The 24,483-nt window shown below is 68.9% G+C and carries 18 protein-coding genes; 4 read left to right on the plus strand and 14 right to left on the minus strand.

Features of this window, described 5'->3' with window-relative positions; genetic code table 11:
* The first annotated feature begins 240 nt into the window (after window positions 1–240).
* The 3 genes from A6A40_RS04205 (at window position 241) to A6A40_RS04215 (ending at window position 4,903) form a co-directional block, all read left to right on the plus strand.
* Entirely contained in the window at window positions 241–2,739 is a 2,499-nt protein-coding gene (locus tag A6A40_RS04205) for a hybrid sensor histidine kinase/response regulator (protein ID WP_236783728.1), read from the plus strand.
* Window positions 2,740–2,747: 8 nt separating this feature from the next.
* Window positions 2,748–4,655: a response regulator gene (locus A6A40_RS04210; protein ID WP_082860723.1), complete on the plus strand. Its 1,908-nt coding sequence runs from the start codon at window positions 2,748–2,750 to the stop codon at window positions 4,653–4,655.
* Window positions 4,656–4,720: 65 nt separating this feature from the next.
* Window positions 4,721–4,903: a hypothetical protein gene (locus tag A6A40_RS04215; protein ID WP_063634249.1), complete on the plus strand. Its 183-nt coding sequence runs from the start codon at window positions 4,721–4,723 to the stop codon at window positions 4,901–4,903.
* Window positions 4,904–4,927: 24 nt separating this feature from the next.
* On the opposite strand, the gene A6A40_RS30330 is transcribed toward A6A40_RS04215, so the two are convergent.
* The 6 genes from A6A40_RS30330 to tssJ form a co-directional block, all read right to left on the minus strand.
* Window positions 4,928–5,113: a hypothetical protein gene (locus A6A40_RS30330; RefSeq protein WP_146191538.1), complete on the minus strand. Its 186-nt coding sequence runs from the start codon at window positions 5,111–5,113 to the stop codon at window positions 4,928–4,930.
* Between the two features lie 357 nt (window positions 5,114–5,470).
* Complete coding sequence (locus A6A40_RS04220) at window positions 5,471–5,914, minus strand: ATP-binding protein (protein WP_063634250.1); 444 nt, start codon at window positions 5,912–5,914, stop codon at window positions 5,471–5,473.
* 58 nt (window positions 5,915–5,972) lie between these two features.
* Complete coding sequence (locus tag A6A40_RS04225; RefSeq protein WP_063634251.1) at window positions 5,973–8,006, minus strand: serine/threonine-protein kinase; 2,034 nt, start codon at window positions 8,004–8,006, stop codon at window positions 5,973–5,975.
* A complete protein-coding gene (gene tssM / locus A6A40_RS04230; RefSeq protein ID WP_063634252.1) occupies window positions 7,988–11,629 on the minus strand; it encodes a type VI secretion system membrane subunit TssM in 3,642 nt (1,213 codons plus the stop codon). Before tssM ends, A6A40_RS04225 begins: the two co-directional genes overlap by 19 nt.
* Window positions 11,630–11,632: 3 nt before the next feature.
* Window positions 11,633–13,159 (minus strand): type IVB secretion system protein IcmH/DotU, encoded by a 1,527-nt coding sequence (gene icmH / locus A6A40_RS04235; protein ID WP_063634253.1) that lies wholly within the window; start codon window positions 13,157–13,159, stop codon window positions 11,633–11,635.
* The gene (gene tssJ / locus A6A40_RS04240) at window positions 13,156–13,839 is read right to left on the minus strand and encodes a type VI secretion system lipoprotein TssJ (protein WP_063634254.1); all 684 of its coding nucleotides are present in this window, start codon (window positions 13,837–13,839) and stop codon (window positions 13,156–13,158) included. The genes icmH and tssJ overlap by 4 nt, the downstream gene beginning before the upstream one ends.
* 243 nt (window positions 13,840–14,082) lie before the next feature.
* Here tssJ and A6A40_RS04245 point away from each other — a divergent pair, with 243 nt between their 5' ends.
* Window positions 14,083–14,829, plus strand: coding sequence for a tetratricopeptide repeat protein (locus A6A40_RS04245; protein ID WP_063634255.1), 747 nt, complete (start codon window positions 14,083–14,085; stop codon window positions 14,827–14,829).
* A 37-nt stretch (window positions 14,830–14,866) separates the two neighbouring features.
* Here the strand turns inward: A6A40_RS04245 and A6A40_RS04250 are convergent, their stop codons facing one another.
* The 8 genes from A6A40_RS04250 to tssB form a co-directional block, all read right to left on the minus strand.
* Window positions 14,867–16,405: a class I SAM-dependent methyltransferase gene (locus A6A40_RS04250; RefSeq protein WP_063634256.1), complete on the minus strand. Its 1,539-nt coding sequence runs from the start codon at window positions 16,403–16,405 to the stop codon at window positions 14,867–14,869.
* 125 nt (window positions 16,406–16,530) lie between these two features.
* Window positions 16,531–17,616 (minus strand): type VI secretion system baseplate subunit TssG, encoded by a 1,086-nt coding sequence (gene tssG / locus A6A40_RS04255; RefSeq protein WP_063634257.1) that lies wholly within the window; start codon window positions 17,614–17,616, stop codon window positions 16,531–16,533.
* A complete protein-coding gene (gene tssF / locus A6A40_RS04260; RefSeq protein ID WP_063634258.1) occupies window positions 17,580–19,412 on the minus strand; it encodes a type VI secretion system baseplate subunit TssF in 1,833 nt (610 codons plus the stop codon). The genes tssG and tssF overlap by 37 nt, the downstream gene beginning before the upstream one ends.
* Window positions 19,405–19,881: a type VI secretion system baseplate subunit TssE gene (tssE, locus tag A6A40_RS04265; RefSeq protein ID WP_063634259.1), complete on the minus strand. Its 477-nt coding sequence runs from the start codon at window positions 19,879–19,881 to the stop codon at window positions 19,405–19,407. The genes tssF and tssE overlap by 8 nt, the downstream gene beginning before the upstream one ends.
* Before the next feature lie 153 nt (window positions 19,882–20,034).
* A complete protein-coding gene (locus A6A40_RS04270; RefSeq protein WP_063634260.1) occupies window positions 20,035–20,832 on the minus strand; it encodes a type VI secretion system accessory protein TagJ in 798 nt (265 codons plus the stop codon).
* A gap of 50 nt (window positions 20,833–20,882) precedes the next feature.
* Window positions 20,883–22,433 carry a type VI secretion system contractile sheath large subunit gene (gene tssC / locus A6A40_RS04275; RefSeq protein ID WP_063634261.1) on the minus strand — a complete coding sequence of 517 codons (1,551 nt, stop codon included), beginning with the start codon at window positions 22,431–22,433 and terminating at the stop codon, window positions 20,883–20,885.
* A gap of 7 nt (window positions 22,434–22,440) precedes the next feature.
* Window positions 22,441–23,934 carry a type VI secretion system contractile sheath large subunit gene (gene tssC / locus A6A40_RS04280; protein ID WP_063634262.1) on the minus strand — a complete coding sequence of 498 codons (1,494 nt, stop codon included), beginning with the start codon at window positions 23,932–23,934 and terminating at the stop codon, window positions 22,441–22,443.
* A 4-nt stretch (window positions 23,935–23,938) separates the two neighbouring features.
* Window positions 23,939–24,445 (minus strand): type VI secretion system contractile sheath small subunit, encoded by a 507-nt coding sequence (gene tssB, locus A6A40_RS04285; RefSeq protein WP_063634263.1) that lies wholly within the window; start codon window positions 24,443–24,445, stop codon window positions 23,939–23,941.
* Window positions 24,446–24,483: the final 38 nt, after the last annotated feature.

The following is a 24,483-nucleotide window of genomic DNA, read 5'->3' on the forward strand; positions in this document are numbered from 1 at the left end:
AATGCGCAGAAGGACAGGATGATCCCGGATGTCGCACTCTGAAGGAAATCTTAGGCTCGAAACCAGCTGTTAACGCCTGTCCTTCTAAGACGGTATGGTTGGACGCAACGGCGTCGGACAATCACCCTTCGGACCGGCGGAGGCCCCGTGGACGTTGCAGAAGCCGACCGCCCGCTCCTCAATACGGGTGCCGCCGAACCGGTCTCCTGGCGTTGCTGTCTTTCCGAATCAATTCCAGGTTTGATCGCCGGATTGGCCGGCTTCGGCACATTGGCGGGGCTGGCCGTGACCGGGCAGGCCGGATGGGCGGTGGCCGGCGCCCTCACCCTTGCCGGCGGGATGGCGCTGTGGAGCGCCCGTCGTGCCGGCGGCAACGCCGCTGCACTGGTGCGGTCGCAGGCTGCTCTGGACCAAGCGCGCGGCGAGTTGGCGGCGCTGCGGGCCCGTGCCCGCGATTTCACAGCCGCGTCTCCCGGCTGGTTCTGGGAGACGGGAGCCGATCACCGTTACCTGACCCTGTCCGACCGGCTGGAAACTCTGCTGCGCTGCGACCCCGGCAGCGTGTTCGGCGAGTCGCTGCTCGACCTGGGAGCTCTGGTCGACGATGAGGCGACCTGGGCGGAATACCGCGCCGACATCGAGGCGGGCCGGCCCTTCCGCGACCTTGAGGTGAGTTTCGAAGGGGTGGACGGCCGCGACCTCGTGCTGCGGCTCAGCGCCGTGCCGATGCGCGACGCCGACGGGCGTTTCCGCGGCTATCGCGGCTGCGGCATCGACGCGACGGCGGAGACGCTGGCGCTGGTGGAAGCGCGCTTCATGCAGGCGGTGGTTCATGACGCCATCGACAGCGTGTCGGAGGGGTTCGTGCTGTTCAGCGCCGACGGGCGGCTGCTGATCTGCAACGAGCAGTATCGCCGCGCCTATCCCACCATCGCCGACCTGCTGACCCCCGGCCGCAGCTTTGCCGAGATCCTGCGGGCGGCGGCGGAACGCGGCGGCTACGAGGGCGAGGGCGACATCGGCGCCTGGGTGGAACAGCGGCTGACCCGCCACCTCCAGCACTCCGCCCCGGTGGACGGCCGGCTGTCCGATGGGCGCTGGTATCGCATCAGCGAGCATGCGACCGGCACCGGCGGTGTGGTGAAGATCCTGATGGACATCACCGAACTGAAGACGCGGGAGGAGGAGCTGGCCGGCCAGACCGCCCGGCTGAAGCAGACCGTGACCGCGCTCAGGGAAAGCGAGCTGCGCTACCGCCAGCTGGTGGAACTGGCGCCCTACGGCATCGTCATCTGGGACCGCAGCGCCATCCGCTTCGCCAACGGCGCCGCCGCCACGATCCTGGGCGTCGCCGCCGATGTGCTGCAAGGCCTGTCCCTGGCTGCCTTGCTGGAGGATGGAGACGCGTTGCAAGCGACCTTTGCCACCGTGGCGGAGGGGGAGGAGCGGCGGCTGGAATGCGACGCCCTTCGTCCGGACGGTGAACGCCGCCGGCTGGAGGTCGCGGCCAGCCCGGTGGTCTATGGCGGCGGCCCTGCCGTTCTGCTGGTGCTGAACGACATCACCGACCGCCGCCGGGTGGAGGGTGAGCTGCAACGCGCCCAGAAGATGGAGGCGGTCGGCCGCATGGCCGGAGGCATCGCCCACGAGTTCAACAACATGCTGACCGCCATCGGCGGTTTCGCCCGGCTGGCGGAGCGCAATCCCGCCGATCTCGACCGCGTCCTGACCTGCGTGCAGGAGATCGCCAAGGCGTCCGAGCGGGCGGCGGCGCTGACCGGCCAGCTGCTCGACTTTTCCCACCGCCGCGTCACGGACGAGCGCGAGGTGGTGGCCATCGCGCCGCTGGTGCGCGACATGCGGGTCTTCCTGAAGCCGCTGTTGAGCGCCGGCATCGACGTGTCGATCCGGGCCGGGGGCGAAAGCGCTCCCCACGAAGCCTATGCGCTGGTCAATGCGGTCACGCTGAACCAGGCGCTGCTGAATCTGGCGCTGAATGGGCGGGACGCCATGCCGGACGGCGGCACCCTGACCATCGCCCTGACGGTGGAGACGCCGGACGATGCCTTCTTCACCCGCCACCGCGGATTGAAGCCCGGCCGCTATGTGGCGATCCGCGTCACCGATCAGGGCGGTGGCGTTCCGGCGGCGATCCGCGACCGCATATGGGAGCCCTTCTTCACCACCAAGGAACCTGGCAAGGGCACCGGGCTCGGCCTTTGGATGGTCTATGGCACGGCCCAGCAGGCCGGTGGTGCCGTGGAACTCGAGGGAGAGGAGGGGCGCGGGGCGACTTTCGCCTTGTACCTGCCGGCGGTCGATCCTCCCCGGGTTTCCGCCGGTCTCGCCCCGCTGCATGTCGCGGAGGGGGATGGCGCCGTCATCCTGCTGGTCGACGACGAGGAGTCGGTGCGCCGCTACCTCCGCCTCGTGCTGGAGGAGGCGGGCTGCACGGTTGTCGAGGCATCCGACGGACTGGAGGCGCTGGCGCGCTATGACGAGGCCGGCGGCCTGTTTGACGCGGTGGTCAGCGACGTGTCGATGCCGCGCATGAACGGGCTGGAGCTTGCCCGCTCCCTGGAATCGCGCAACCGGCTTCTCCCCATCCTGTTCCTGACCGGCTATGCCTCGCGCGAGACGGCGGCAGGGCTGACGGACCGGGAAGGACGGCAGATCGTGATGAAGCCGGTGGCGCCGGAGCGGCTGCTGCACGCCCTGCGCGATCTTCTGGCCTTGTGAGGGAGCCGATGGAACCCTCCCGCCACGACGGCGGCACCGATCCGGCCCCATCCGCCATACCGGACGAGGCCGACGGGTCCGCACCCGCCGTCTGCCGGGAGCCGGGGGATTTCTACACGCCCGCCGGCCGGGACGGTGTCGGCCGCTTCTGCCGCCGCTTCCTCGATGAGAACGCGCTGACGGCGACGGAGCTCCTGCATCACCCGCGCCACCAGACATCGCTGTCCAACACCGCCACCTTCGTCGCCATCCTGACCCAGGCGGAGCGGGCGATGGAGAAGCCTGGCGGCCAGAAGGGCGCGCTGACCCCGCTGGTCAACGAGATCGCCCGGTTGACGCGGGAAAGGCTGAAGGAGAATCCGCCGCCCGACTTCCTGCCCGACGCCTATCCCGGTGCGGCGGCGGAGCTTCTGTCCAATGGCGGCTTCCTCGGCCGCTTTCTGCTCGACGCCGCCATCACGCAGCACATCGCCACCGGCCGCAGCTTTGCCGAGAAGGCGGAGGCCATTCTGCATCTGGCCGCGACCACCGAGCATCCCGACGCACTGACGCCGTTGGAGCGGCTGTTGGGCGAGATCGTGATGAGCGATGCCGGAACCGCGTCCTGCGCGCGCGATGCGCCATTTGTCACGCTGATCGACCTGATCGTGACCCTGGTCGCCGCCGACCGGCCGATGCCCGACGACGCACCGCCGATCTTCCGGAGGCTGGAGGAGCTGATGCACCGGGTGCCGATGCCGGCCCTGCGCGAGGCGCTGACCGCCGCCTTCCGCCGCGAGATGGCGAAGCCCTCCTGTTTCACCATTGCCAGTGCCGGCGACATGTTCGGGATCGAGGCGGTGCAGCGCGAAATCCTGGCGCTGAGCGATTTGTCCGCCCGCCTGCGCGACCGTGATGGCAATTACGCCGGCGGTGCCCGGACCGAGGCGGCGTTGCAGCGTCGCACCGCACTGCTGGTCAACGAGGACACCGTCCCTGAGATCACGCGCGGCCGCAACTTCATGCAGAAGCTGCGCATCCTGTTCGTTCTGCAGAGGATGCCGCTGTCCTCCACCGCAGCCAAGGCGGTCACCGATTACCTGAAGAGTTTCTTCGACAGCCGTGACTTTGCCGGCCGGCTGCTTGACTGCTGGAAGGACCGCAACGAGAAGCTGAAGGGACTGGCGGAGGTCCAACGCATGCTGCAGTCCAGCGCCTTTCCGGAGGAGGAGCGCGAGTATCTGGCCGGCCAGATCGATGACATCCAGAATGCCTTCCTGCGCACCCAGCGCGTGCTGGCCCCGTTGATCCAGGCGAAGGACGACCCGCCGGCCGACACCGTGCTGGACATCGTCCGTTTGGCGGGAGAGGGCGCGTTCTGCAGCGGCAAGAGCCGTTTGGCGGTCGCCCGCGTCCTTTATCGCCACTGCCACCGGCCGCGCTTCGTCCGGCATGTGCTGTTGAATGCACCCGGTCCGAAGGAGCGGGCGGCGCGGGCCGCCTGGCTGCGCCAGTCGCTGGCGACGGTCGGGGTGCCCTTCATCGACCTCGCCGCCCAGCGGGTGCTGGTGGTCGATGACGAAGACGGGCCGCGCGCCTTCGTCACCGCCGTCCTTCGTGAACTGGGCATCGGTCAGGTCGACACCGCCGTCGACGGTCAGGATGCGCTGCAGCGCTTCCAGGCCGATGGCGCCGTCTACGACCTGATCATCTGCGACTGGATGATGCCGCGGCTGAACGGCCTGGACCTGCTGAAGCGCGTGCGCGAGACGCGCAGCGACCTGCCGTTCCTGATGGTCACGGCGCTTGCCACGCTGGAGGCGGTGAAGAAGGCGCTGGCCCACCAGGTCAGCGGCTACATCGCCAAGCCCTTCACCCCGGACCAGCTGGAGGAGAAGGTCTTCCTGGTCCTGGCGCAGAAGGGAATCGGGGAGTAGGGACGGGGACGAATCCGCGCGCCGGACTGTTGTGGTGCGGAGACCCTATGGCAAGGAGCCGTCCCATGGCAGACCAGACAGCGAACGGGGGCAACGCCCTGTCCAACGATCCCGACCGCGACATAGCCGACCCGCTGGAGGCGGCGAAGGCAGTCTCCGACACCGGCAAGCCGATCACCCCCGACACCGAGTCGGCAAAGCACATCGACCGCCCGGCGGAGAAGGGAAAGGCGGGGAAGAAGACGTGACAGGCAGGGGCGCTTGCGAAATGCTCAGTGCAGATCGAGGCCGGCCTGTTTGAAGGCGCGGGCGAGGGCATCGACGATGGCCGGATCGACCTCGCCCGTTCCGTAATCGAGATTCATCACGGCGTACCACGGCACACCGGCCTTGTTCGCCAGCATCCGTGTCGACCAGCCAAGGCGCAGGCGTGCCTCTTGGCACTGCGTCCCGGTCATGATGCGTCGACTCCACACGTTAGCGTTCGCCTTCCATGTCCCGGTCCCGGTCGGACAGTGGCAGCCCGCTCTGGACCGATCGTCGGCGATAATAATGCTGTAAAAGTCCTGGCTTGTCATGTGTCGGTTTGTTGCAAAGCGGAATGCGCTGCTTTGCCGGATTGTCATGGAAGACAAGCGGCTGACGTCCGGCAAGAGGCGCGCGAAGTTCGCGCGGGTATCGATTTGACCTTGCAACTGTTGGGGGCTTCGCCGGAATGCCGGATCGGCGATGCTCCGCTCCCGATAGTCCACCGGTCACATCTGCCAGATCGGTCAAGGGACTTCCGATAGTCCACCTGCCGCCGAAGGTTGAGGTCAGCCGAAGCTCTTGGCGAGACGGACCAGATTGCGGTCGCCTTCACGCCGGTAGCTGGCATGGTCCATCGTCTTCTTGACCAGGAACACGCCCAGGCCGCCGACGCGCCGGTCATCGACATCGCTGGTCAGATCGGGCGGCGGGGCGTCGGCGAAGGGATCGAAGGCAGTGGCGTCATCCTCCACTTCCGCCCGCAATTCCACGCCGTCCGTCTCCATGCGCACCCGGATCTCGTGCGGGGCGGCGTCGCCATAACCGTAGGAGACGGTGTTGGTGATCAGTTCGTCGAAGCAGAGATTGAACTTGAAGGCGAGGTCAGGCGGCAGCCGGTTGCGCTCGATGAAGTCCTCGACCGCTTCGGCCAGCCGACCCAGTTCGGACAGGTCGTTGCGCAGGACCATGTCCAGGCGGCTCGCCGCGGCACCGTCAATCCGCTCATCCATGCGCCGATCCCCTTATCCGTTGGTCCGGTTGCCATTTCCCCGAATCATGGGGAGTGTGTCATGCCGCTGCACCGGCGACCGCCCAGCGGCGCAGCGCGGTCACGGCGATCCGCTCGACCTCGCTCCAGCCCAGCCCGCTCGCCATTTCGGCCAGGGCCACCAGCCGGGCGCGGGCGCCGGTGTCGCCGACGGGAGCATTGCCGAGGTCGGAGGTCAGCCCGGCGACGAGCCCGTAGAGCATGGTCGACAGGCTGTGCATCAGCGGCGCGCAATCCGGTGCGGTCAGGCGGGTGGCGAACAGGTAGAGCTGGCCGACGCCGCGCAGCCGGGCGCTGAAGCTCTCGGCGGTGCCGGGCCCGGCCAGATTTCCTTGAGCGACCTCGCCGCGCAACTCCTCCACCGACAGGGTGGCGAAGCGCCCGGCGGCGGCGATGAATTCCGCCACCGCATCCTGGGGCAGGCCGCCGGTGGCCTGGCCGCCGGTCTCGAACAGGCGCTGGGCCATCACGATCAGCTCCTCGATGTTGGCGAGGATGATGGCGACGCCGAAGCGGGCCAGCCCGTCATTGCCGTCGGTGCAGGCGCGCAGGATCTGCGTCACCTTGCGGATGACCTGGACCGCGAACATCAACATGGCGCTGCGGCTCTGCGCCAGTTCGGCCTCCGCCCCCAGCTCCTCCAGCGCGTGCTGCAGGATCTCAAGCCGCAGGAAGTCGAGCGACAGCATCTGGATGTCCGGGTTGTCGCCGTCCATCAGCACCCGGTTCAGCTCGCCGGAATAGAGGAAGAAGCGGCCGGACAGGTCGAAGGCGATGCGTGCCGCCGACATCCGGGCCCGGTCGGCGGCCGGCGTTCCGGCCAGCGCACGGTTCATCGCGGCGAACAGCCGGACCAGCGGCATCCAGTCGCGCCGCTGGGTTGCCGGCGCGGCGCGCGGGGCGGGGGTGGCCGCGACGATCAGCTCGGTCAGCGGCTCGATCCCGGCGCCGAGCAGAACCGATTGCCAGCGTGGCGCGTCGCCGCCGGTCCCCGCCTGCCACTCCGCCAGGATGTCGAGCAGCTCGGTCAGCTTGCGGGCGTCGATCGGCTGGCCGGGGATGGCGCGCAGGGCGGTTTCCAGCGCCGCAGCCAGGGCGTCGCGGTCGCGCGCCGGTGCCGCGGCGGCCGGAAGCTCCGCATTGAACAGGGTCAGTTCGGCGGAGGGCATGGCCGCCCGCATGGTGCCGGCGACGGCCAGTGCGTGGCGCAGCGCCTCGGCGAACTCCGCGGCGCTGGCATAGCGGTCGGCCGGCGCCTTCGCCAGCGCCTTCAGGATCACGGTGTCGAAGGGCGGCGGCAGCTCCGGATTGCCGTGGGAGGGCGGCGGCGGCTCCACGAACAGGATCTGCTGCATCACCGTGGCGACGGAGCCGGAGAAGGGCCGGCGCTGCGCCAGCAGGTAATAGAGCACCACCCCGGCGGAGAACAGGTCGCTGCGCGCGTCGGCCTTCTCACCGCGCAGCACCTCGGGCGCCATGTAGGCGGGGGTGCCCAGCAGGTCACCGGCCTGTGTCAGATCGGAGGAGGAGGTCGAGGAAGACATATGGGCGATGCCGAAGTCGGCCAGCTTCGGCGTCAGATCGTCCTCGACCACGATGTTGGCCGGCTTGATGTCGCGGTGGATGATGTTGCGGGCGTGCGCGAAGGCCAGCGCGTCCAGCACCGCCGCCATCAGCTCACCACCCTGCTGCACCGACAGCGGCGTGTCGGCCTCCAGATACTGCTTCAGTTCCTTGCCCTGGATCAGTTCCATGGCGAGGTAGGGCGCGCCGCCATGGGCGGCGTCCAGCATGCCGTAGTCGTGCACCCGAACGATGTTGCGGTGGTCGAGCTTCAGCCCGATCTCCGCCTCCCGCCCGAATCGGGCAAGCACGGCGTTGCGCTCCGCCGCCGCCAGCAATTCACCGCGCAGCAGCTTCAGCGCCACCGGCTGCCCGGTCCGTCCGTCGGTCGCGCGGTAGACCACGCTCATGGCGCCCTGGCCCAGCACCCCTTCGACCCGGTAGGGGCCGATGGGGCCGGGAAGCACGCCGCCTACAGAGCCGTCGGGCATCGGAAACTCTCCAGCAGGTTCTTGCCGAAGGGGTTGTTCACGCTGTCGGCCCGCAGGGCGAAGACCGCCTTGCGGGTGCCCACCGTCACCGCGAAGGTGAAGCGGTCGGGCTGCGGCGTGGACTCCAGCTTGCCGTCGGCGAGGAAATGGAACAAGGCCCAGGGACCCTGGCGCGAGATGCCGGCCGGTTCGCCCGGCAGCGGCGGGCCGAAGCCGAGGCGCACGCTGCTGGTGCCTTCCGCCCCCGGCCACTTCATCACCAGCGGGCGGGGCGGGCCGTGCTGGTAGATCAGCGTCTGGCCGTCGATGTCGAGCGCCACCTGGGTCGCCTTGGCGTCCAGCTCCACCGGGGTGATCTCGAACACCACTTTCGCGGTGGTGGCTCCGGCCGGGAACAGGCTGTCGCGGATGCGCGCGGCGCGCTCGAACTGGTCCAGCACCGCCGGCGGAATGCCGAGATCGACCTGATCGACCTTCTGCCAGGCCCAGGGGCTGACCGTCATGTCGACGAAGGGGCGCAGGTTGGTGTTGAAGAACTGGTCGATCATGCCGCCCGGCGCGAACAGCTTGGCGAAATCCGCCGCCGTCACGTCCACCTGGCTGTTCGGCACCATGGGGAAGCGGTTGTCCAGCGCCGCCCGGCAGAAGGGCAGGACGGTGGATTGCCAAGCCTTGTTGATCTGCGTCCGTGCCCCCCCGGCGCTGACGGTCGCCGCACTCTGCGCCACGGTTGCGACCATGCCGCCGACCGGGTCGGGCAAGTCACGGGCGAGACTGCGCAGCTGCGCCGCCACCGCTCCCTTGTCGGCGCCGCCGGCCAGCCCGGCCAGCAGGGCGCCGTTCTGGTCGGGTGCGTTCGCCGCGCGGGCGATCTGCTGGTAGAGTTCGCCCAGCAGCTTCAGCGACTCGTCCAGCTTGGGCGGCGCGCCGCCTTCGCCCAGCACGAGGTCGCGCAGAGCCTTGAAATGCTCGTTGATCGGCTGGCCCGGCGGCGGGCCGTCCGGCTGCAGCGAGACGCCGGCCAGCCGCGCCAGATAGGCGGCGTTGGTGCCGGTGGACTCCACCGCCTTCTCGCCGGCCTGCGCCTGCTGGGCAATCCCGGCCAGCGGACCGCCGGCAACCGGCCCCTTGCCGTCGGCGGGCTTGTCATTCGGGCCGGGCGCCAGCGTGGTTTCGCGCACCATGGCGGTCAGCCACAGCTTCAGCGGCGACTGCGGGCCGGACAGCGTGTTCAGCACGTCGGCGGCCTGGTTCAGGCTGCGCAGCGGCACGATCACGACGTCGCCCAGCAGCTCGTCCCACTGGCGGGCATAGCGGTCGAGATAGACGGCAAGGATACCCTTCTCCAGCCGTTGCGCGCTGGCAATGGCTTGCGGGCCGCTGCTCGGCTGGCCCAGCACCCAATTCTCGTCCACCAGCGCCTTGGCGACCTTGGGCAGGGCCGGCAGCACCGCCTTGTGGAAGCCGTCATAGCTGTAGAGGCCGGGCACCCCCTCCGACAGCGGCTTGCCCGACGGTCGGATCAGCACGCGGCCGGCCAGCGGCCCGGCATGGTCAACCAGCCGCCAGTCGGCCAACGCCTGGATTTCCGGCCGGTCGCGCAGAATGGCGAAACCGCGTTCGGCCAACGGATAACGTGTCAGGCTCTGGCGCGCCTCCTCCACCAGCCCCTCGTCCGGCTCGATGGATGAGAGCGGGGCCGCCAGCATGGCGTCGAGATGGACGCGCAGGTCGCGCCTCACGCCGTCATAGGCCGGGCCGGGCAGCGAGGCCATCCAGTCGAGCGCCATCCACTCCGACACCAGCGCCTTGTCCAGCGGTCCCTTGCCGGCCAGCATCAGATAGACCTTCAGCGCCTGGAACAGATACTCGGGCCGGCCGCGCTCTCGGCGCAGCTGCTCCTCCACCCGCAGGAAGACGCGTGGCAGCAGCACGGTGCGCAGCGCCCGGTCGTAGACCATCTCGCTCTGCCGGCCCAGCCGGCCGCCCTGATAGAGGCCGCCGGTCATCTCCAGCGGCGCCGGATCGGTCCAGCCGGCGGGAATGGCGCGCAGCGTGTTCAGCGGCGGAACGATGGTGATGAAATCGGTGTCGTCCATCTTGGCCAGCGATCGCGGTGCGGTGGCGAGCGGCGCCAGTTCGGCCTGAGCCTTGCCTGCGGCGGCATCGACACCGGCGACCAGCGCGGCGTTGCCGGTGAAGCTGTTGGCCCAGAAGGCGGCGATCCCCAACCCGGCCAGCAGCATCGCCGCCATCGCCCCGCCACGCAGCAGGCGTCGCCGCCGCTCCAGTCCGGAATTGGTGCCGACCAGCCCGGCTTCGGCGAAGACAACCTCGCGCAGGGTGCGGGTCAGGAAGAAGCTGCGCCCGCCGTTGGCCGCCGGCAGCACGGGGCGGTCGAGCCCGAAGGATCCCGCCACCAACTCAGACAGGCGGTCGACCGGCGCACCGTCCTGGGTGCCGCTGGTCAGGTAGACGCCGCGCAGCAGCGCCCGCTCCTCGTAGCGGTTGGGTTCGAAGATCACCATCAGCAGGTCGGCGATGGCCGGTTTCAGCGCCGCGATCTGTGCCGGGAACAGGGTGTCGAGCGACCGCCGCTGGATGTCGGATTCGCCGTGGACGCGGTCGAGAACCCGGCGGGCGATGCGTCCGGTCAGCGCGTCGAACTCAGCACCGAAGCGGTAGACCGGCGCGTCGTCGCCGCTCTTGCCGTCGTCCAGCGGGAAGGTCACGCCCCAGACCTGTTCGCGCTCCTCCCGGCTGAGGTCGTCGAAGAATTCGGCGAAGCCGGCGATCAGGTCGGCCTTGGTCAGCAGCACATAGACCGGCACGCGCGACCCGACCTGACCGCGCAGTTCCTTCAGCCGCAGCTTCAGCTGCTCGGCATGTCCCCGGCGCTCCGGCTCGCTCCACATCGCAAGATCGGCGAGGCTGACGGCCAGCAGGATGCCGTTGACCGGCTGGCGCGGGCGGTGGCGCTTCAGCAGGGCGATGAAGTTCTTCCACACCTTGCCGTCGATGGCCGGCTGGCTGTCCTGGGTGATATAGCGGCCGGCGGTGTCGATCAGCACCGCCTCGTCGGTGAACCACCAGTCGCAGTTGCGGGTGCCGCCGACATCGCGCAGCGCCGACCGTCCCATCTCGGCGGCGAGCGGGAAGCGCAGTCCGGAATTCGCCAGCGCCGTCGTCTTGCCGGCTCCGGGCGCGCCGATCAGCAGATACCAGGGCAGTTGATAGAGGTAGCGCTGCCCCCAGGCGCCGCCGAAGCGCGCCTTGCGCAGCTGGTCCAGCGCTTCGCGCAGCCGGCCGCGCAGCAGGTCGGTTTCCTGGCCGACCGCCTCGGAGTCGGGATCGGCTTCCGCGGCCGGCGTCGCCTTGGCGAGCGCCTGCACCATGCGGTCGTTGGCGCTGCGGTGGCGGTAGAGCGACCATTGCATCGCCAGCGCCCAGACCAGGAGGATGCCGAACACCGCCGCCAGCCGGACGGTCGCGTCCTCCAGCGGGAAGGCGCCCGACACGGCGACCAGCGGCCCCAGGAACCAGACGATGGCGCCCAGGCACAGGGCCGCGACCAGCGTCAGGAACCAGCGGGAGGTCAGGGCGGAAAGAATGGCTTTCAGCATCGGTCAGGGTGCCAGCACGATGTCGACGCGCCGGTTGGCCTGCCGGCCCTCCGCCGTCGTGTTGGGGGCGATCGGATCGGTGTCGCCGCGCCCTTCGGCGCTCAAACGGTTGGCGGCATCGCCTGCCAGGATTTCAGTCATCAGCTGTTGCACCCGGAAGGCCCGCGCCTCCGACAATTCCTGGTTGGATGGGTAGCGCAGCGAGCGGATGGCGACGCTGTCGGTGTTGCCGATCACGGAGATGCGGCCCGGCTCCTTGCGCAGTGCCTCGGCGACATGCTTGAACACCTCGACATAGCGCGGCTCGATCCGGTCGCTGCCCGAGGCGAAGACGTTCAGGCGGGTGCGGACCAGCACGCGCCCGTCGGTTCCGCCGCTGACCTCGACCAGACCGGCCTTGATGTCGGCGGCGAGCGCCAGGGCGACTCGCTCCGCCACGGTCTGGCGGGGCGGTGGAGTTGGCAGGGTGACCGGCGGCGCGATGCGGGCGATCTGCACCGGCTGGTCGGGGATCACCGCGGCCAGGCGGCGACGGGCTGCATCCGACTGGTCGGCCAGCGCGAAGACGAACCAGGCATAGAGCGCCGCCAGCAGTGCCGCGATCATCACGGCGGGCAGCCACAGCGGCACCGTCGCCGCCAGCGGCCGGAAACCGTCGGCCTGCCCGCGCCAGTGGGGCGACAGATCGCGCTCCGCCTCGCCGCGCTGCTTGCGGATGACGCGGTAGAGCCGGTCGCGCAGCTTCGCCAATTCGCTGTAGCCGCGCTGGGAGACCCGGAACTTGCCCTCGAAGCCAAGCGACAGGCAAAGGTAGAACAGCTCCAGCTCCATCAGGTGGCGGTCAGGCACCTCCGCCATCTGGTCGAGCAGGTCGAAGAAGCGTTCTCCGCCCCAGGTTTCCTTCTGGATGGTGGAGACGAGGCTCTTGTGCGCCCACAGGCTCTGGCTGCCCCAAGAGGTCGCCAGCACCACGTCGTCGACCGTCGCGCACAGCGCGTAGCCGGCGTTGCGGATCTGGGTGGCGGACAGGCCGGAACGGACGGTTGCCGCCTCGAACCGCTGCATCTCGGCGATGACGCGTTCGCGCAAGGACTCCACGTCGCGGTGCTGCGTCAGCTCGCGCACCCGCACCACCATCGCCAGGATGGGCGCGGCGGCGGTGACCAGCGGGTTGTCGCTCACCGCCGTCAACGCCGTCAGCGCGGCATCGTCCAGCGGCCTGAAGCCGGGAGAGAGCGGGGCTGATGGCGGCGCCGGGGCCTGCGTCTGGAAGGCCGGAGGATGCGGGGCAGCCGGCTTGGGGCTGTTGAAGGCGGCGGGCGAGAAGGCGGAGGGGGCGGCGAAGGGTTGCGCGCTCTGGCCGAAGGCCGGCGGCACCAGCCCCGCCGACCCGCCGGAGAAGGGCGGCGGTGAGGTGGGCGCGGCGGTGGGCGCGCCCGGCCGCTGGAACGCCATCGGCTGCATCACCGTGGCGTCGATGTCGTCCGGCTCCTCGAACGGGTTCTTGTCGGGCGGCGGCCGGACGGTCATGACGCCCCCTTCAGGATCAGGTTGTGCGTTGCCGCGGGCGGCTCGTCGGCGGTGGGCTTCGGTGTGGCGTCCGACTTATCGGTGGTCGGCTTTTCAGCGTCCGGCTTGGCGTCCTCAGTCTTCGCACCCTCCGTCTTGGCGTCCGCCGGCTTGTCCGCCGGGGCGTCGGTCCCGGCATTTGCGCCGTCGCCGGGGGCGAGCGTGATGGTGCTGGCCGTGGCGGTCAGGACGAAGCTGTTGGCCTTGTTCGGCTGGATCGGCTGCATGGCGCGCCAGCCGGCTTCCTCGTAGGCGCGGAAGGCGGCGGCGACCGCCAGCGTCTTGACGTCCGGCTTGGGCTGAACGGTCACGCTCTGGCGGCTGTCGGGCGGCACCGCCAACTCCTGCCGGTCGAGCAGGGTGGGGCCGAGCGTCGCCTTGTCCTGGTCGATGACCTGGAAGAAATCGGCGTTGGCGAAGGCGTCGCTGGGGCCGAGCTGGTAGAGCCGCAGCATGACCGGCGATGGCCGGCCGTTGGGGTCGGGGTTCAACGCCTTGGCCCCGATTACCGTCAATTGGATCGTGGTCGGCGGCGGGGGCGGCGGCGGGGAGGAGCAGGCGGCAAGCGCCGGCACTGCGGCCAGGACGGCAGCGGACCAAATCGTCTTCCGGATCCGCATCCAGCCGGCAATCCTCAGCATCACCACACCTTTCCCCTTATACGAACGGGTATAGCAGGGCGCGATTGGATGGTCATCCTTAACCAAACGCGCCCTCGTGACAATTCCTCGACCGCCGGCTGGGGAGGTTGAACGCCGCGCGCCGGGGGGACAGACTCGGGCGCAGGGGCTGCTCCGCAACTCTGCGGCGAATGGAATAAAACCCGTTCGCGTGCTGTTCGTGGGGCGAGAGCTCGGGGGACAATTGTCGAAGGTGCCAGCGCCATGTCCAAACTTGCCATGCCCACGGTCTGGACCCGGATGAAAGCTGAGTTGGGCGACAGCGACGCGCAATACCACCTCGCCGAAGCGTTGCGGGCGACCGACGTCGCCGCCGCGATTCCCTGGTATCGGCGCGCGGCGCGCCAGGGCCATGTCGCGGCCCAGACCATGCTGGCCTTCCTGCTCGCCAACGGCATCGGCGTTCCGCCCGACCCGCGCCGCGCGGTGTCGTGGTACCGCCGCGCCGCCTCCAAGGGCGATGTCGGAGCGCAGAACAACCTGGGCTACATGCACGAACATGGCGCGGGCGTGCCGTGCAACCCGGCCAAGGCGGCGCTGTGGTATCGGCTGGCCGCGCTGCAGCAGTCGGCCGCCGCCCAGTTCAATCTGGCCCTTCTGCTGCTCGACGGCCGCGGGGTCGACCGGGACGAGGCCGAGGCGGTGCACTGGCTGCGCGCCGCCGCCGGGCAGGGGCATCCCTCCGCCCAATACCGGCTGGCATTGTGTCTGCGCGAAGGCGTCGGCACCGAACGCGACCCGTCCGAGGCCGCCCTGTGGATGCAGGCATCCGCGGCTGCCGGCGACCGCGACGCGCTTGCGGCTCTCGCAGACCGGCGCGCGGACGTCGTTGCGCCCGCCGCGGAGGGCGGGGAGGGCGACGGTTGGGAGGAGGAGGCGTTCGGCTGGCAGCATCAGGCGGAGCGGCGTCCGATGCAGAGCGTCCATGCCGGAGCGATGCCGCCGGGGTGACGCCCCGCTATCGCATGGCCATCGATCCTTCCCACCATCAGATCATGCCCAGCTTGCGCCAGACCGGAAGGCTGTTCGCCATGCACCAGCCCATGCTGTCGGCGATGGCCTTGCGGCTGGCCTCGTCAGCATTTTCCGGCGCATCCAGGCGGCGCATCGCGTGGGCGACCAGCGCGTCCAGCGTCTCCGGCACGCCTTCGCCGAGGCCGTCATAGAGCAGCGCCTCCATCGTGCTGACATGCAGGCCGGCGCCGCCGACCGACGCGGCCAGCGCGGTGCTCTTGCGTCCCTCGCTGGTGGCGAGCTCGTTCGCGGCGGCACGGTTGTGGGCCAGCACGGACGGCAGCGGCGTCACCGTCTCCGGCGGGTTCGGCACCGGGATGGCCTGGCTGGAGCCGGTCAGCATGCCGGCGATCTCCACCGCCGACAGGGTGCCGCCGGCCCGCCTGATTTCAGGCAACTCCATCAGGTCGCCGATGCGGCGCGGCCCCTCGGCCAGCGCGTCGAAGATCGGCTCGTAATGCCTGGCCTCCAGCGTCGCCTCGCCCAACGGCACCTGGATGGTGGTGCGGGCGTCGGCGCGCGGGATGATCATCGCCATCGCCATGTCCTTCAGCATCGCATCGCGCCGGCCGACGCTGATGCGCCGTGCGCCGCGGACGAACACGTCGCGGCGGAAGGGTCGGCCGACGCAGTAGTCCTTGAAGGTCTCGCGCAGGCTGGGCACGCCGATGCTGTCCAGCGCCTGACGCTGGTCGGGCGTCAGCGACAGGTCCGGATAGTTTTCGAACAGGGTGGCGGAACCGGCATAGGTCAGCTTGGCTTCGCCCAATTCGCGCGCGACATCGACATGGTAGAGCGGCTGCCAGCTGCCGTTCAGATACTCATGCGCCAGATAGACCGACTGCTCGGTGTTGTTCTTGGCCTTTGTCTCGCCGCGCAGCTTGCCGAACATCGCCTCGTCGCCCAGGATCTTGGCCCCGGCCTTGTAGAGCTGCTCTGCGAAGTCGAGACCGGCCTTCACCTGAACGTCGCTGCGCTGGTGGACCAGACCGGAATATTCATACAGCAGGCGCTGCAGCGGCATCATCGGCGCCCAGCCCGGCATGGCGTTGTAGCTGACATAGACGATGCCGCCGGGCTTCAGCTTCTTCGCCAGGAAGCGGGCGATGGCGCCCCGGTTCATCGGGCTGACCCAGCTGTAGACGCCGTGAAGCGTGACGAAATCGAACTCCGGCAGGTCCGGCCCGTTGCCCTCGGCCATTTCGGCGAAGCTCGCCTCATGGAAGGCGATGTTGGTCAGGCCGGCCGCTTCCGCGGCGTCGCGGGCGCGGGCGATGTGGGCGGGGTGGAAGTCCACCGCATGGAACCGCCCCTGCGGGTTGGCCGCGGCGAACAGCGCCACCGTCGTGCCATGGCCGCAACCGAGTTCGCAATAGTCGAATCCGTTCGCCGCCGAGGGCGGCGCGATGCCGTTGATCAGGCAGCTCAGCGTCAGATGCGCCGGCCCCTGTTCACGGTAGAAGCCCGGCAGATATTCGATGTCCGACACATAGCCGGCGCTCCAGTCGCTCATTGGGTCCTCGTCCTTCTACGGGGTGCGGTAGGTGCGGTGCCTCCTCCCTCCCGCTCTTGCGAGCGGTTTCTTCCTCCTCCGCTTCGCGGGAAAGGGTTGGGGAGGGGGCCTCTCGCCCGCACGCCTCACAAATCCTGCATCGGGAAAACCGCGTCCTTGCGTTCGACCGGGCTCGGCGCGTGCAGCACCCAGCCGTTCCAGCCGAGCCGCGACCCGTCGGCATCGTCCTCGCCGGCGCCAAGGCGGGCGGCGGGAACCTCGGCGGCCAGCAGGCTCACCTGAAGCTCGAAATCCAGCTCCGGCCCGACATACATGCGGACCAGATCCTGCAGCTTCCGGAACTCGCGGCCTTCCGGCATGAAGTCGCGGAACTGGTCGTGGTTCAGCGGGCCGATGCGCAGGCGGAACTTGCCCTGGACGTCCCAGGCGCGATCGCCGGCCAGCGCGTCGATTCCCAGCCGGCAATGCTGGCCATCGGGTGCCGACAGGCTGGGCAGGCGGGTCTGCCCGTCCGGCGCAATCGGCAGCCAGCTGCCGACGAAGCTCTCCACCGTCACCGGCCGGCCGAGGAAATCCGACAGCATCTCCTGCAGGTCGGTGGCCGAGCGGGTGCCGCGCGACATCAGGCCGGAGTAATGCAGGAGGGTCTCGTCCTCAACCACCAGCCGCTTGCTCAGCGACGGCTGGCCGATGCCGACGAAGCTGGACAGCGTGGTGCTGACCGGATCGGGCTCCCGTAACCCCTGGCCGCGTTCGAAGGACACCGGCAGCCGGTATTTGGCCCAGGCGCGGTAGAACAGCGAGAAGCTGCGGTGGTGGAAGACGTCGAAGAAGTCGCGCAGAGCCCGGTTCCGCTCGCGCAAGCTGCGGATCATCAGTTCGGTATAATGCTGCGGCAGAACGCCCAGCGGACCGACCAGCCCCAGGAAGGCGCCCACCACCGTCGGCGGACGCCCGTCCACCCCCGGTTCCGCCCCGGCGACCTGGTTGCCGGGAAAGGTCAGCGAGGTCTCGGCGCGCAGGCGCACCACCTCCTCGCGCGGGTCATGGTCATGGCCCACGGCATGGCGGCGGGTGTTGCGCGGGTCGCGCGCATCGCGCCGCGCCTGCCATTCCAGAACCCGCACCGCCTGGAAGAAGTCGAAGCGGTGGGGCGTGCGGAACAGCCGGTCGATTACAGAAGCGGGCGGTTGCCGGCGCGGGCGGGCCATGTGCGGAGCACTCCGGTGCGGCCCTTGACCGTGGCGGTCAGCCGCGTGAAGGAATTGATCGAGCAGTACAGCCCCAGGAAATGGTCGAGAATCATCGCCAGCAGGAACATGCCACTGCCGCTGAAGCGCTGTGGGTCGAACTCGATGCCGACATCGATGCCGCGGCACATGGCATCGCCCCAGGCGACATCGCCCGGCCGGGACGGCGCCCGCGCGGTGCCGCGCTTGGTCGTCACCTTGACGATGCCGTCGGCGATGCCGCGCGTCTCGGCGGAATCGCGGAAGTCGTAGAGCCGCAGGATCTCCCGCAGCGCCTCCGTCCCCTCCGCCCCGCCGGAGATCGACAAATGGTTCAGCAGCAAGTGGGAAACGAGGCGCCAGCGATGGCCCTTGCGTTCGGCGGTGCGCAGGGTCGGCGTCGGCGGCGTCAGGCAGGACAGGCCGGCCACCGCCGCCATTCCCTCCGTCAGCTTCAGATGCGGGTGGCCGCCGCCATAGGGAAGCTGTCCGGGAAGGTCGCGGTTGAGGCAGGTCGTCTCCACCGACAGCACGGACTCTGCCGGACTCGACGGGTCGAAGTCGAGATCGACCAGCGCCAGATGCACCTCGGTGCCGGGATCGCGCCCGCCGGCCGGGCGGCGGCTGGCGGTGTAGTAGGTGCGGCTGACCGCTTCGACGCCGCCGTGGCGCAGGCCGTAGAAGGGCAGGAAGCGCCGCTGCGTACCGTCCGGATCGCTCGCCAGCACGCTGTCGACCGAATGGACCTCCAGCGCGCCGGGACGCCGTGCGTCTGGGACGATGCGGTACTCGTGCTGGGTCTGTGTCTGGGGTTCCGCCTCGGCCCGCTGACGGAACAGGTTGACCACCGGGGTGCAGCCCAGCGCGAAATTGTCCTTTGACACCGCGCGTTCCAGATCGCCGTCGGTGTTGTTCAGATAGATGAAGATCTCCAGCGTGTTGCCGGCCCGGCGCAGCACCTTCGGCGAGACGTGAAGGTCGAAGAACAGGAACTTCTCCGGGAAGGCGAAATACTCGGTCAGCAGCCGATAGCCGCGATGGGAGCGGGCGGGGTAGGGCAGCATGCCCTCCTCGTCGCCGAAGCCGACCGGGCGGATGGCGTCGGGGCCGAGGATCACCGCATTCGGATCCTGCGGGCCGTCGGCCAGCGCCACCGAGACGGCGTTGTTGAAGATCAACTCGTGCAAGGCATAGACCTGCTGCGGCTGGCCGCGCAGGAAGAAACGCAGGGTGTCCGGCGCCAGTTCCGTGAAGGTCATCTCCGGCACGCGGCAGCGCAGGGTGAGGCGCAGCGAGGCCACCGCGTCGCCCGCCCGCGGATTGGGCGGCGCCACCAGCGGCCGGCCGGCGAGCACCGCCTGGTCCAGCTCGATCGGCCACAGGGTCGCCGGATAGACGGTGCGGAAGCGGCAGGTTTCCCCGCGCAGCGCCTCCGTCTCCAACTCAGTCCCCTTCGGCACGGTGTGCGAGCCGGTCAGGTCCGGGCTGCTCCGCATCTGCACCACCGCCATCGACGGGATCGGCGCCAGATAATGCGGGTAGAGCACGTCCAGCAGCGTGTCCACCAGTTCCGGATACTCGTCGTCCAGCTTGCGGCTGATGCGGGCATTCAGGAAGGCGACGCCCTCCAGCAGCCGGGCGACGTGCGGATCCTCCACCGCGTCGGCGCTGAGCCGCAGCCGGCCGGCGATCTTCGGATGCGCCTCCGAGAACTCCGCCGCCATGCGGCGCAGATAGGTCAGCTCGCGGTTGTAATATGGGAGGAGTTCGTCAGCCACGGGCCTTGCTCGTCACGGAGACCATGTTGGAAGTGGGATCGACCACCGAATCGAAGACCATCGGTTCCGGCGCCGGGTCGGCATGGATCAGCGCCTCGATCCGGAAGCGCAGCGTGCGGTCGGCCGGGTCGCTGTTCTCGACCATGGTCACCGCCAGATGGGCGAAGCGCGGCTCCCACCGGCGGATGGCCGCCTCGATCTGCGCCACCACCTCGCGCCGGCGGGAGTCGGTGGCGACATTCTCCACCAGCAGGTCGTGGCAGCCATAGCCGAGGATCGAATCCGCCAGCTCCGTCAGGTCGTCCGGCCAGCCCAGCACCCGGCGACGGGTGTTCAGCAGGTTTTCCAGGTCGCGCCGGATCGCCGCCCGCAGGTCCGCCACGGTGTGCGGCCGCGGCGCGACATGCTCCGGCGTGTCGTCGAGCAGACGGTCCAGGACTGACAGGGTGATGGACTGGTTGCGATCCATGGGGTGGCTTTCTTATGCAGGGACTGTCCGCCCCCTCCCTAACCCTCCCCCGCTTCGCGGGAGAGGGGACTGCCGCTGAACTTCCGCAAAGCTCCTACCCCCTCTCCCGCAAAGCGGGGGAGGGATGGGGAGGGGGCACCGGCATCAGGAGCCTCACACCGCCCCCGAGAACTCCAGCGTCCCCAGCTGCAGCATCGGAATACTCTCCTCGCCGACCAGGAAGCAGCGCTGGCCGATGCCGCGCACCGGTGCGTCCTCCGTCCAATCCGTCACGCGGCCCAGCTTCAGCGCATCCTCGGCATCGGCCGGGGCGCCACCATACAGCGTCGGCAGATAGACCTCGCCGTCCGGGCCGCCGCGCACCACCATGTGGGCCGGGCGCCACAGCAGATCGCGCGGACGCTGGGGCGCGCGGAACTCGACCAGCTCCACCGTCTCGGTGGCGATCCAGAAATACTTGCCGGTGCTGGTGTAGACTTCGAAGAAGCCACCGGTCAGGTCGTCCAGGTCGCGGAAATCGTCGAAGTGCGTGCCGTCATGGCTGCCGGACACCGGCGGGCGCATCTCCTCGGCCTGGGCCAGCTTGGCCACGGCGTCGGCGGTGTCGCCGGCGCGCAGCGCGACCAGCGCCTCCAGATGCAGGCGCAGATGGTCGGCCGGCTGGTCGATGAATTCCGGCACGCGGCCGTCGGCGAACAGCTGGCGCCGCGCCTGCTCGGCCCGCACCAGCTGGCGGAACAGCGCCATGGTGACGGCGACCTGCGGCTCCTGCGTGCCGATGGTGTCGAGCTGCAGGTCGGCGCGGTCCAGGTTGCCGGCGAAGCTCAGCAGCTCGGCCAGGAAGACGCGGCGGTCGAGATCGGTCGGCTTCTTCTTGATCTCGCCGTTCAGCGCGGTGATCGCCTCGCCGAGGCGGCCCGCCTGGAACAGCTGGGCTGCGGTTTCGCTCATGGTCTGTATCTCCCCCTCGATGGAGCGCCTGATGTCGCCGCTGCGGGCGGTCAGGCGGCACCGCCTGTTTGGGCCAGCTCGGTGACCAGCTTGAAGGTCGAGAAGACCTGATCCAGCTGGAAGTGCGGCCGAAGATGGATGACGCATTGATAGTTGCCGGGCTTGCCCGGAATGGCGCGGACCTGGATGCTGCCTTCGCGCAAGGGATAGCGGGCCTTCTGGTCCAGACTGGCGTCGTCGTTGCCCAGGCAGTAGCCGTGCAGCCAGCTCTGCAGGTCGCGCTCGCATTCCTCCGGCGTCACGAAGGAGCCGACGCGGTCGCGAACCATCACCTTGAGGAAATGGGCGAAGCGGGCGATGCAGAACATGTAGCGCAGCATCGCCGATAGCCGGGCGTTGGCCGTCGCCGTCGTGGTGGTGAACTGGCCGACCCGCTGGACCGACTGGTTGCCGTAGAAGACCAGATAGGGCGTATCCTTGCATCGGCTGATCGGGATGAAGCCGAGATCGTCGAGATCGCGCTCCAGCTGGTCGGAGATCGAAACCTCGACCGAAAATTTCTGTGCCACCCTGATGCTGTCGGTGGCGAAGTCCGGCACCACCAGCTCGGTCACAAGCCCGCCGCCGACCACGTTGCGCTGGGCGCCGCGGATGTCGGCGAACCAGCCATGCTGCAGGAAGGAGCGGATCAGCACCGTGCCGAAGGCGTAGACGGCATTGCCCCAGCAATGGTCCTCCAGCCGCATGCCACCCTCACCGCCGACCGATTCCTCGCGGAAGCGGAAGCCGTGACGGGCCTGCGGGTCGTCGCCATAGGGTTCGCGCATCAGAACGCGCGGCAGGGCCACGCCGACGAACCGCGAATCCTCGGTCTCCTGGAAGCGCTGCCAGCGTTGGTACTCCGCTTGCCTCAGCACCGATTTGAGGTCGAGCGGAAGTCCGAGCTCGTGGAAGGTCTCCAGCCCGAACAGCTCGGGCGCCGCGCCGACGATTGCCGGCGCGAAGGCGGCGGCGGCGACCTGGGCCAGCCCCTTGAGGCCGGATATGTCGTCGGTCGGTCTCTCCTTGGTCGGGCGATGCTGGACCGCGTAATCGCACAGCAGCACGCCGAAGGGGCGACCGCCGGGCATGCCGAACTCGTCGCTGTAGACCTTGTTGAACAGCTGGCTCTGGTCGAACTCGATGGCGCGTTCCTGGTCGCGGCACAGTTCGGCCCAGGTCAGGTTGAGCAGGCGCAAGACCACCGATTCGGCGTTCTGCGCCTGCTTGACCAGCGTGCGCACCCCGCGCCACGAGCCTTCCAGCGACTGGAAGCGCCTGTGGTGCAGGATGGCGTTGACCTGTTCGGACAGCAGCGCGTCGATGGCCGCGATGTCGCGGTCCAGCGCGGCGCGCAGCTTGTCCAGGCTGTCATGAACGGGAAGCGTGATGCCGAACCACAGCCGCAGCGCCTCTCCGGGGCCATTGGCCGCCAGGAAGGCGTCGAGCAGGCCGGCGTCGTCGCGGCCGAGCGCCATGTCGACCGCCCGCAGACGCAACGGCCGTTCAAGGACCGTCGCCTCCGCGTCGTCGGCATGGATATCGGCAGCGTGCCCGGTCATGCGGCTATCAGCCGGCCTGCGGGATGCGGGCGACCATGCGCATGGAGGTGGTCAGCTCCTCCATCTGCAGCCACGGGCGCATCCAGGCGACGGCGTTGTAGGAGCCGGGCTTGCCCGGAATCTCCTTCACCTGCACCTTGGCTTCGGCCAGCGGGTACTTCGCCTTCATCTCCTGGCCCGCGGCTTCGTTGCCGTTGACGTAGTTCAGGATCCAGCGGTTCAGCCACGCCTCGCAGTCGCTCGCCTCCATGAAGGAGCCGATCTTGTCGCGCGCCATGATCTTCAGGTAATGGGCGAAACGCGAGGTCGCCATGATGTAGGGCAGGCGGGCGGAGATCGCGGCGTTCGCGGTCGCCTCCGGCCGGTCGTACTTCTTGGGCTTCTGCGTGGTCTGGGCGCCGAAGAAGACGGCGTAGTCCTGGTTCTTGTAGTGGCAGAGCGGCAGGAAGCCCAGCTTCGACAGCTCGGCCTCGCGGCGGTCGGTGATGCCGATCTCGGTCGGGCACTTGGCGTCGCTGTCGCCGTCGTCCGAGGTGAAGGTGTGGAAGGGCAGGTTCTCCACCTTGCCGCCGCCCTCGGCGCCGCGGATGGCCGTGCACCAGCCATACTGCGAGAAGGCGTTGGTCAGGCGCTGGCCCATCGCGTAGGCGGAGTTCATCCAGCAATAGTCGTTGTGGTGCATCGGACGGGCGATGCCGCCCTCGTAGGGGGCCTCCTCGTACGCGAACTCCTCGATCGGCTTGGTGTTGGCGCCGTAGGGCATGCGGGCGAGCACGCGCGGCATGGTCAGCGTGACGAAGCGGCTGTCGTCGCTCTCACGGAAGCTGCGCCACTTGGCATACTCGACGCTGTCGAAGATCTTCTCCAGGTCGCGCGGCTTCGACAGGTCGGTCATGTCCTCGAAGCCGAACAGCTTCGGGCTGGCCGCCGAGACGAAGGGAGCGAAGGCCGCGGCCGCGACGTTGGAGACGCCGGTCAGCAGCTCCATGTCGTCGGGGTGGTTGGTGAACTCGTAATCGCCGATCAGGGCGCCGTAGGGCTCGCCGCCGGCGATGCCGAACTCGTTCTCGTAGATCTTCTTGAAAAGGTTGCTCTGGTCGAACTCGGCCGCCTTGGAGATGTCCTTGTACAGGTCCTTCTTCGGGCAGTTCATGACGCGGATCTTGAGGTTCGACCCCGTCTCCGAGTTCATGACCAGATAGTTCAGGCCGCGCCACGAGCCTTCCAGCTTCTGGAACTTGTCGTGGTGCATGATGGCGTTGAGCTGCTTGCTGATCTTGGCGTCGATCGCGGCGATCGCCTTGTTGATCGTCTGGCCCAGGTTCTTGTTGAAGGTGACCGTGCCGGCCAGCGCTTCCTGGGTCAGGGTGCGCAGCAGCTCCTGCGCACGGTCCGGCTCGGTCTGCTTGGTGGCAGCGATGGCCTGGTCGAGGATCGAGAGGCCGGTACCTTCGGCAACGGCACCGGTGGCGCCTGCGCCCTGGGTCTGAGCGTCGCTCATCGGATCAACCCTCCTTCTTCTCGGAGCCGAGCTCGCCGCTCAGCGCCTTCAGCTCGTCGGTGTTCTGCAGCACGCGCTCCAGCAGGCCCTCCAGCTCTTCCGAGCGGTCGGCCTTGCTCAGCAGGTCGCGCAGCTGGTTGCGGGTCTCCAGCAGCTTGCGCAGCGGCTCGACCTGCTGGACGACGCGGCCCGGCTCGAAATCCTCCATCGACTTGAAGGCCAGCTCGACAGCCATCTCGGTGCCGTCGTCGGCCAGGGTGTTTTCCACCTTCATCTTCAGGCCGGGCGTCATGCGGGCCATGACGTCGTTGAAGTTGTCGCGGTCGATCTGGATGAACTTGCGGTCCTTCAGGGGCTTCAGCGGCTCCGTCGGGTCGCCGGAGAAGTCGCCGAGCACGCCCACGACGAAGGGCAGCTCCTTGACGACGGTCGCACCTTCGGTCTCGACGTCGTAGGTGATGTGGACGCGGGGCTTGCGCACGCGATCCAGCTTCTGGTGGATACTCGCCATGTTATCGGACCTCCCTGCTCACGCCGTAGGATAGGCGG

This window comes from Azospirillum humicireducens, from assembly GCF_001639105.2.
Lineage (GTDB): Bacteria > Pseudomonadota > Alphaproteobacteria > Azospirillales > Azospirillaceae > Azospirillum > Azospirillum humicireducens.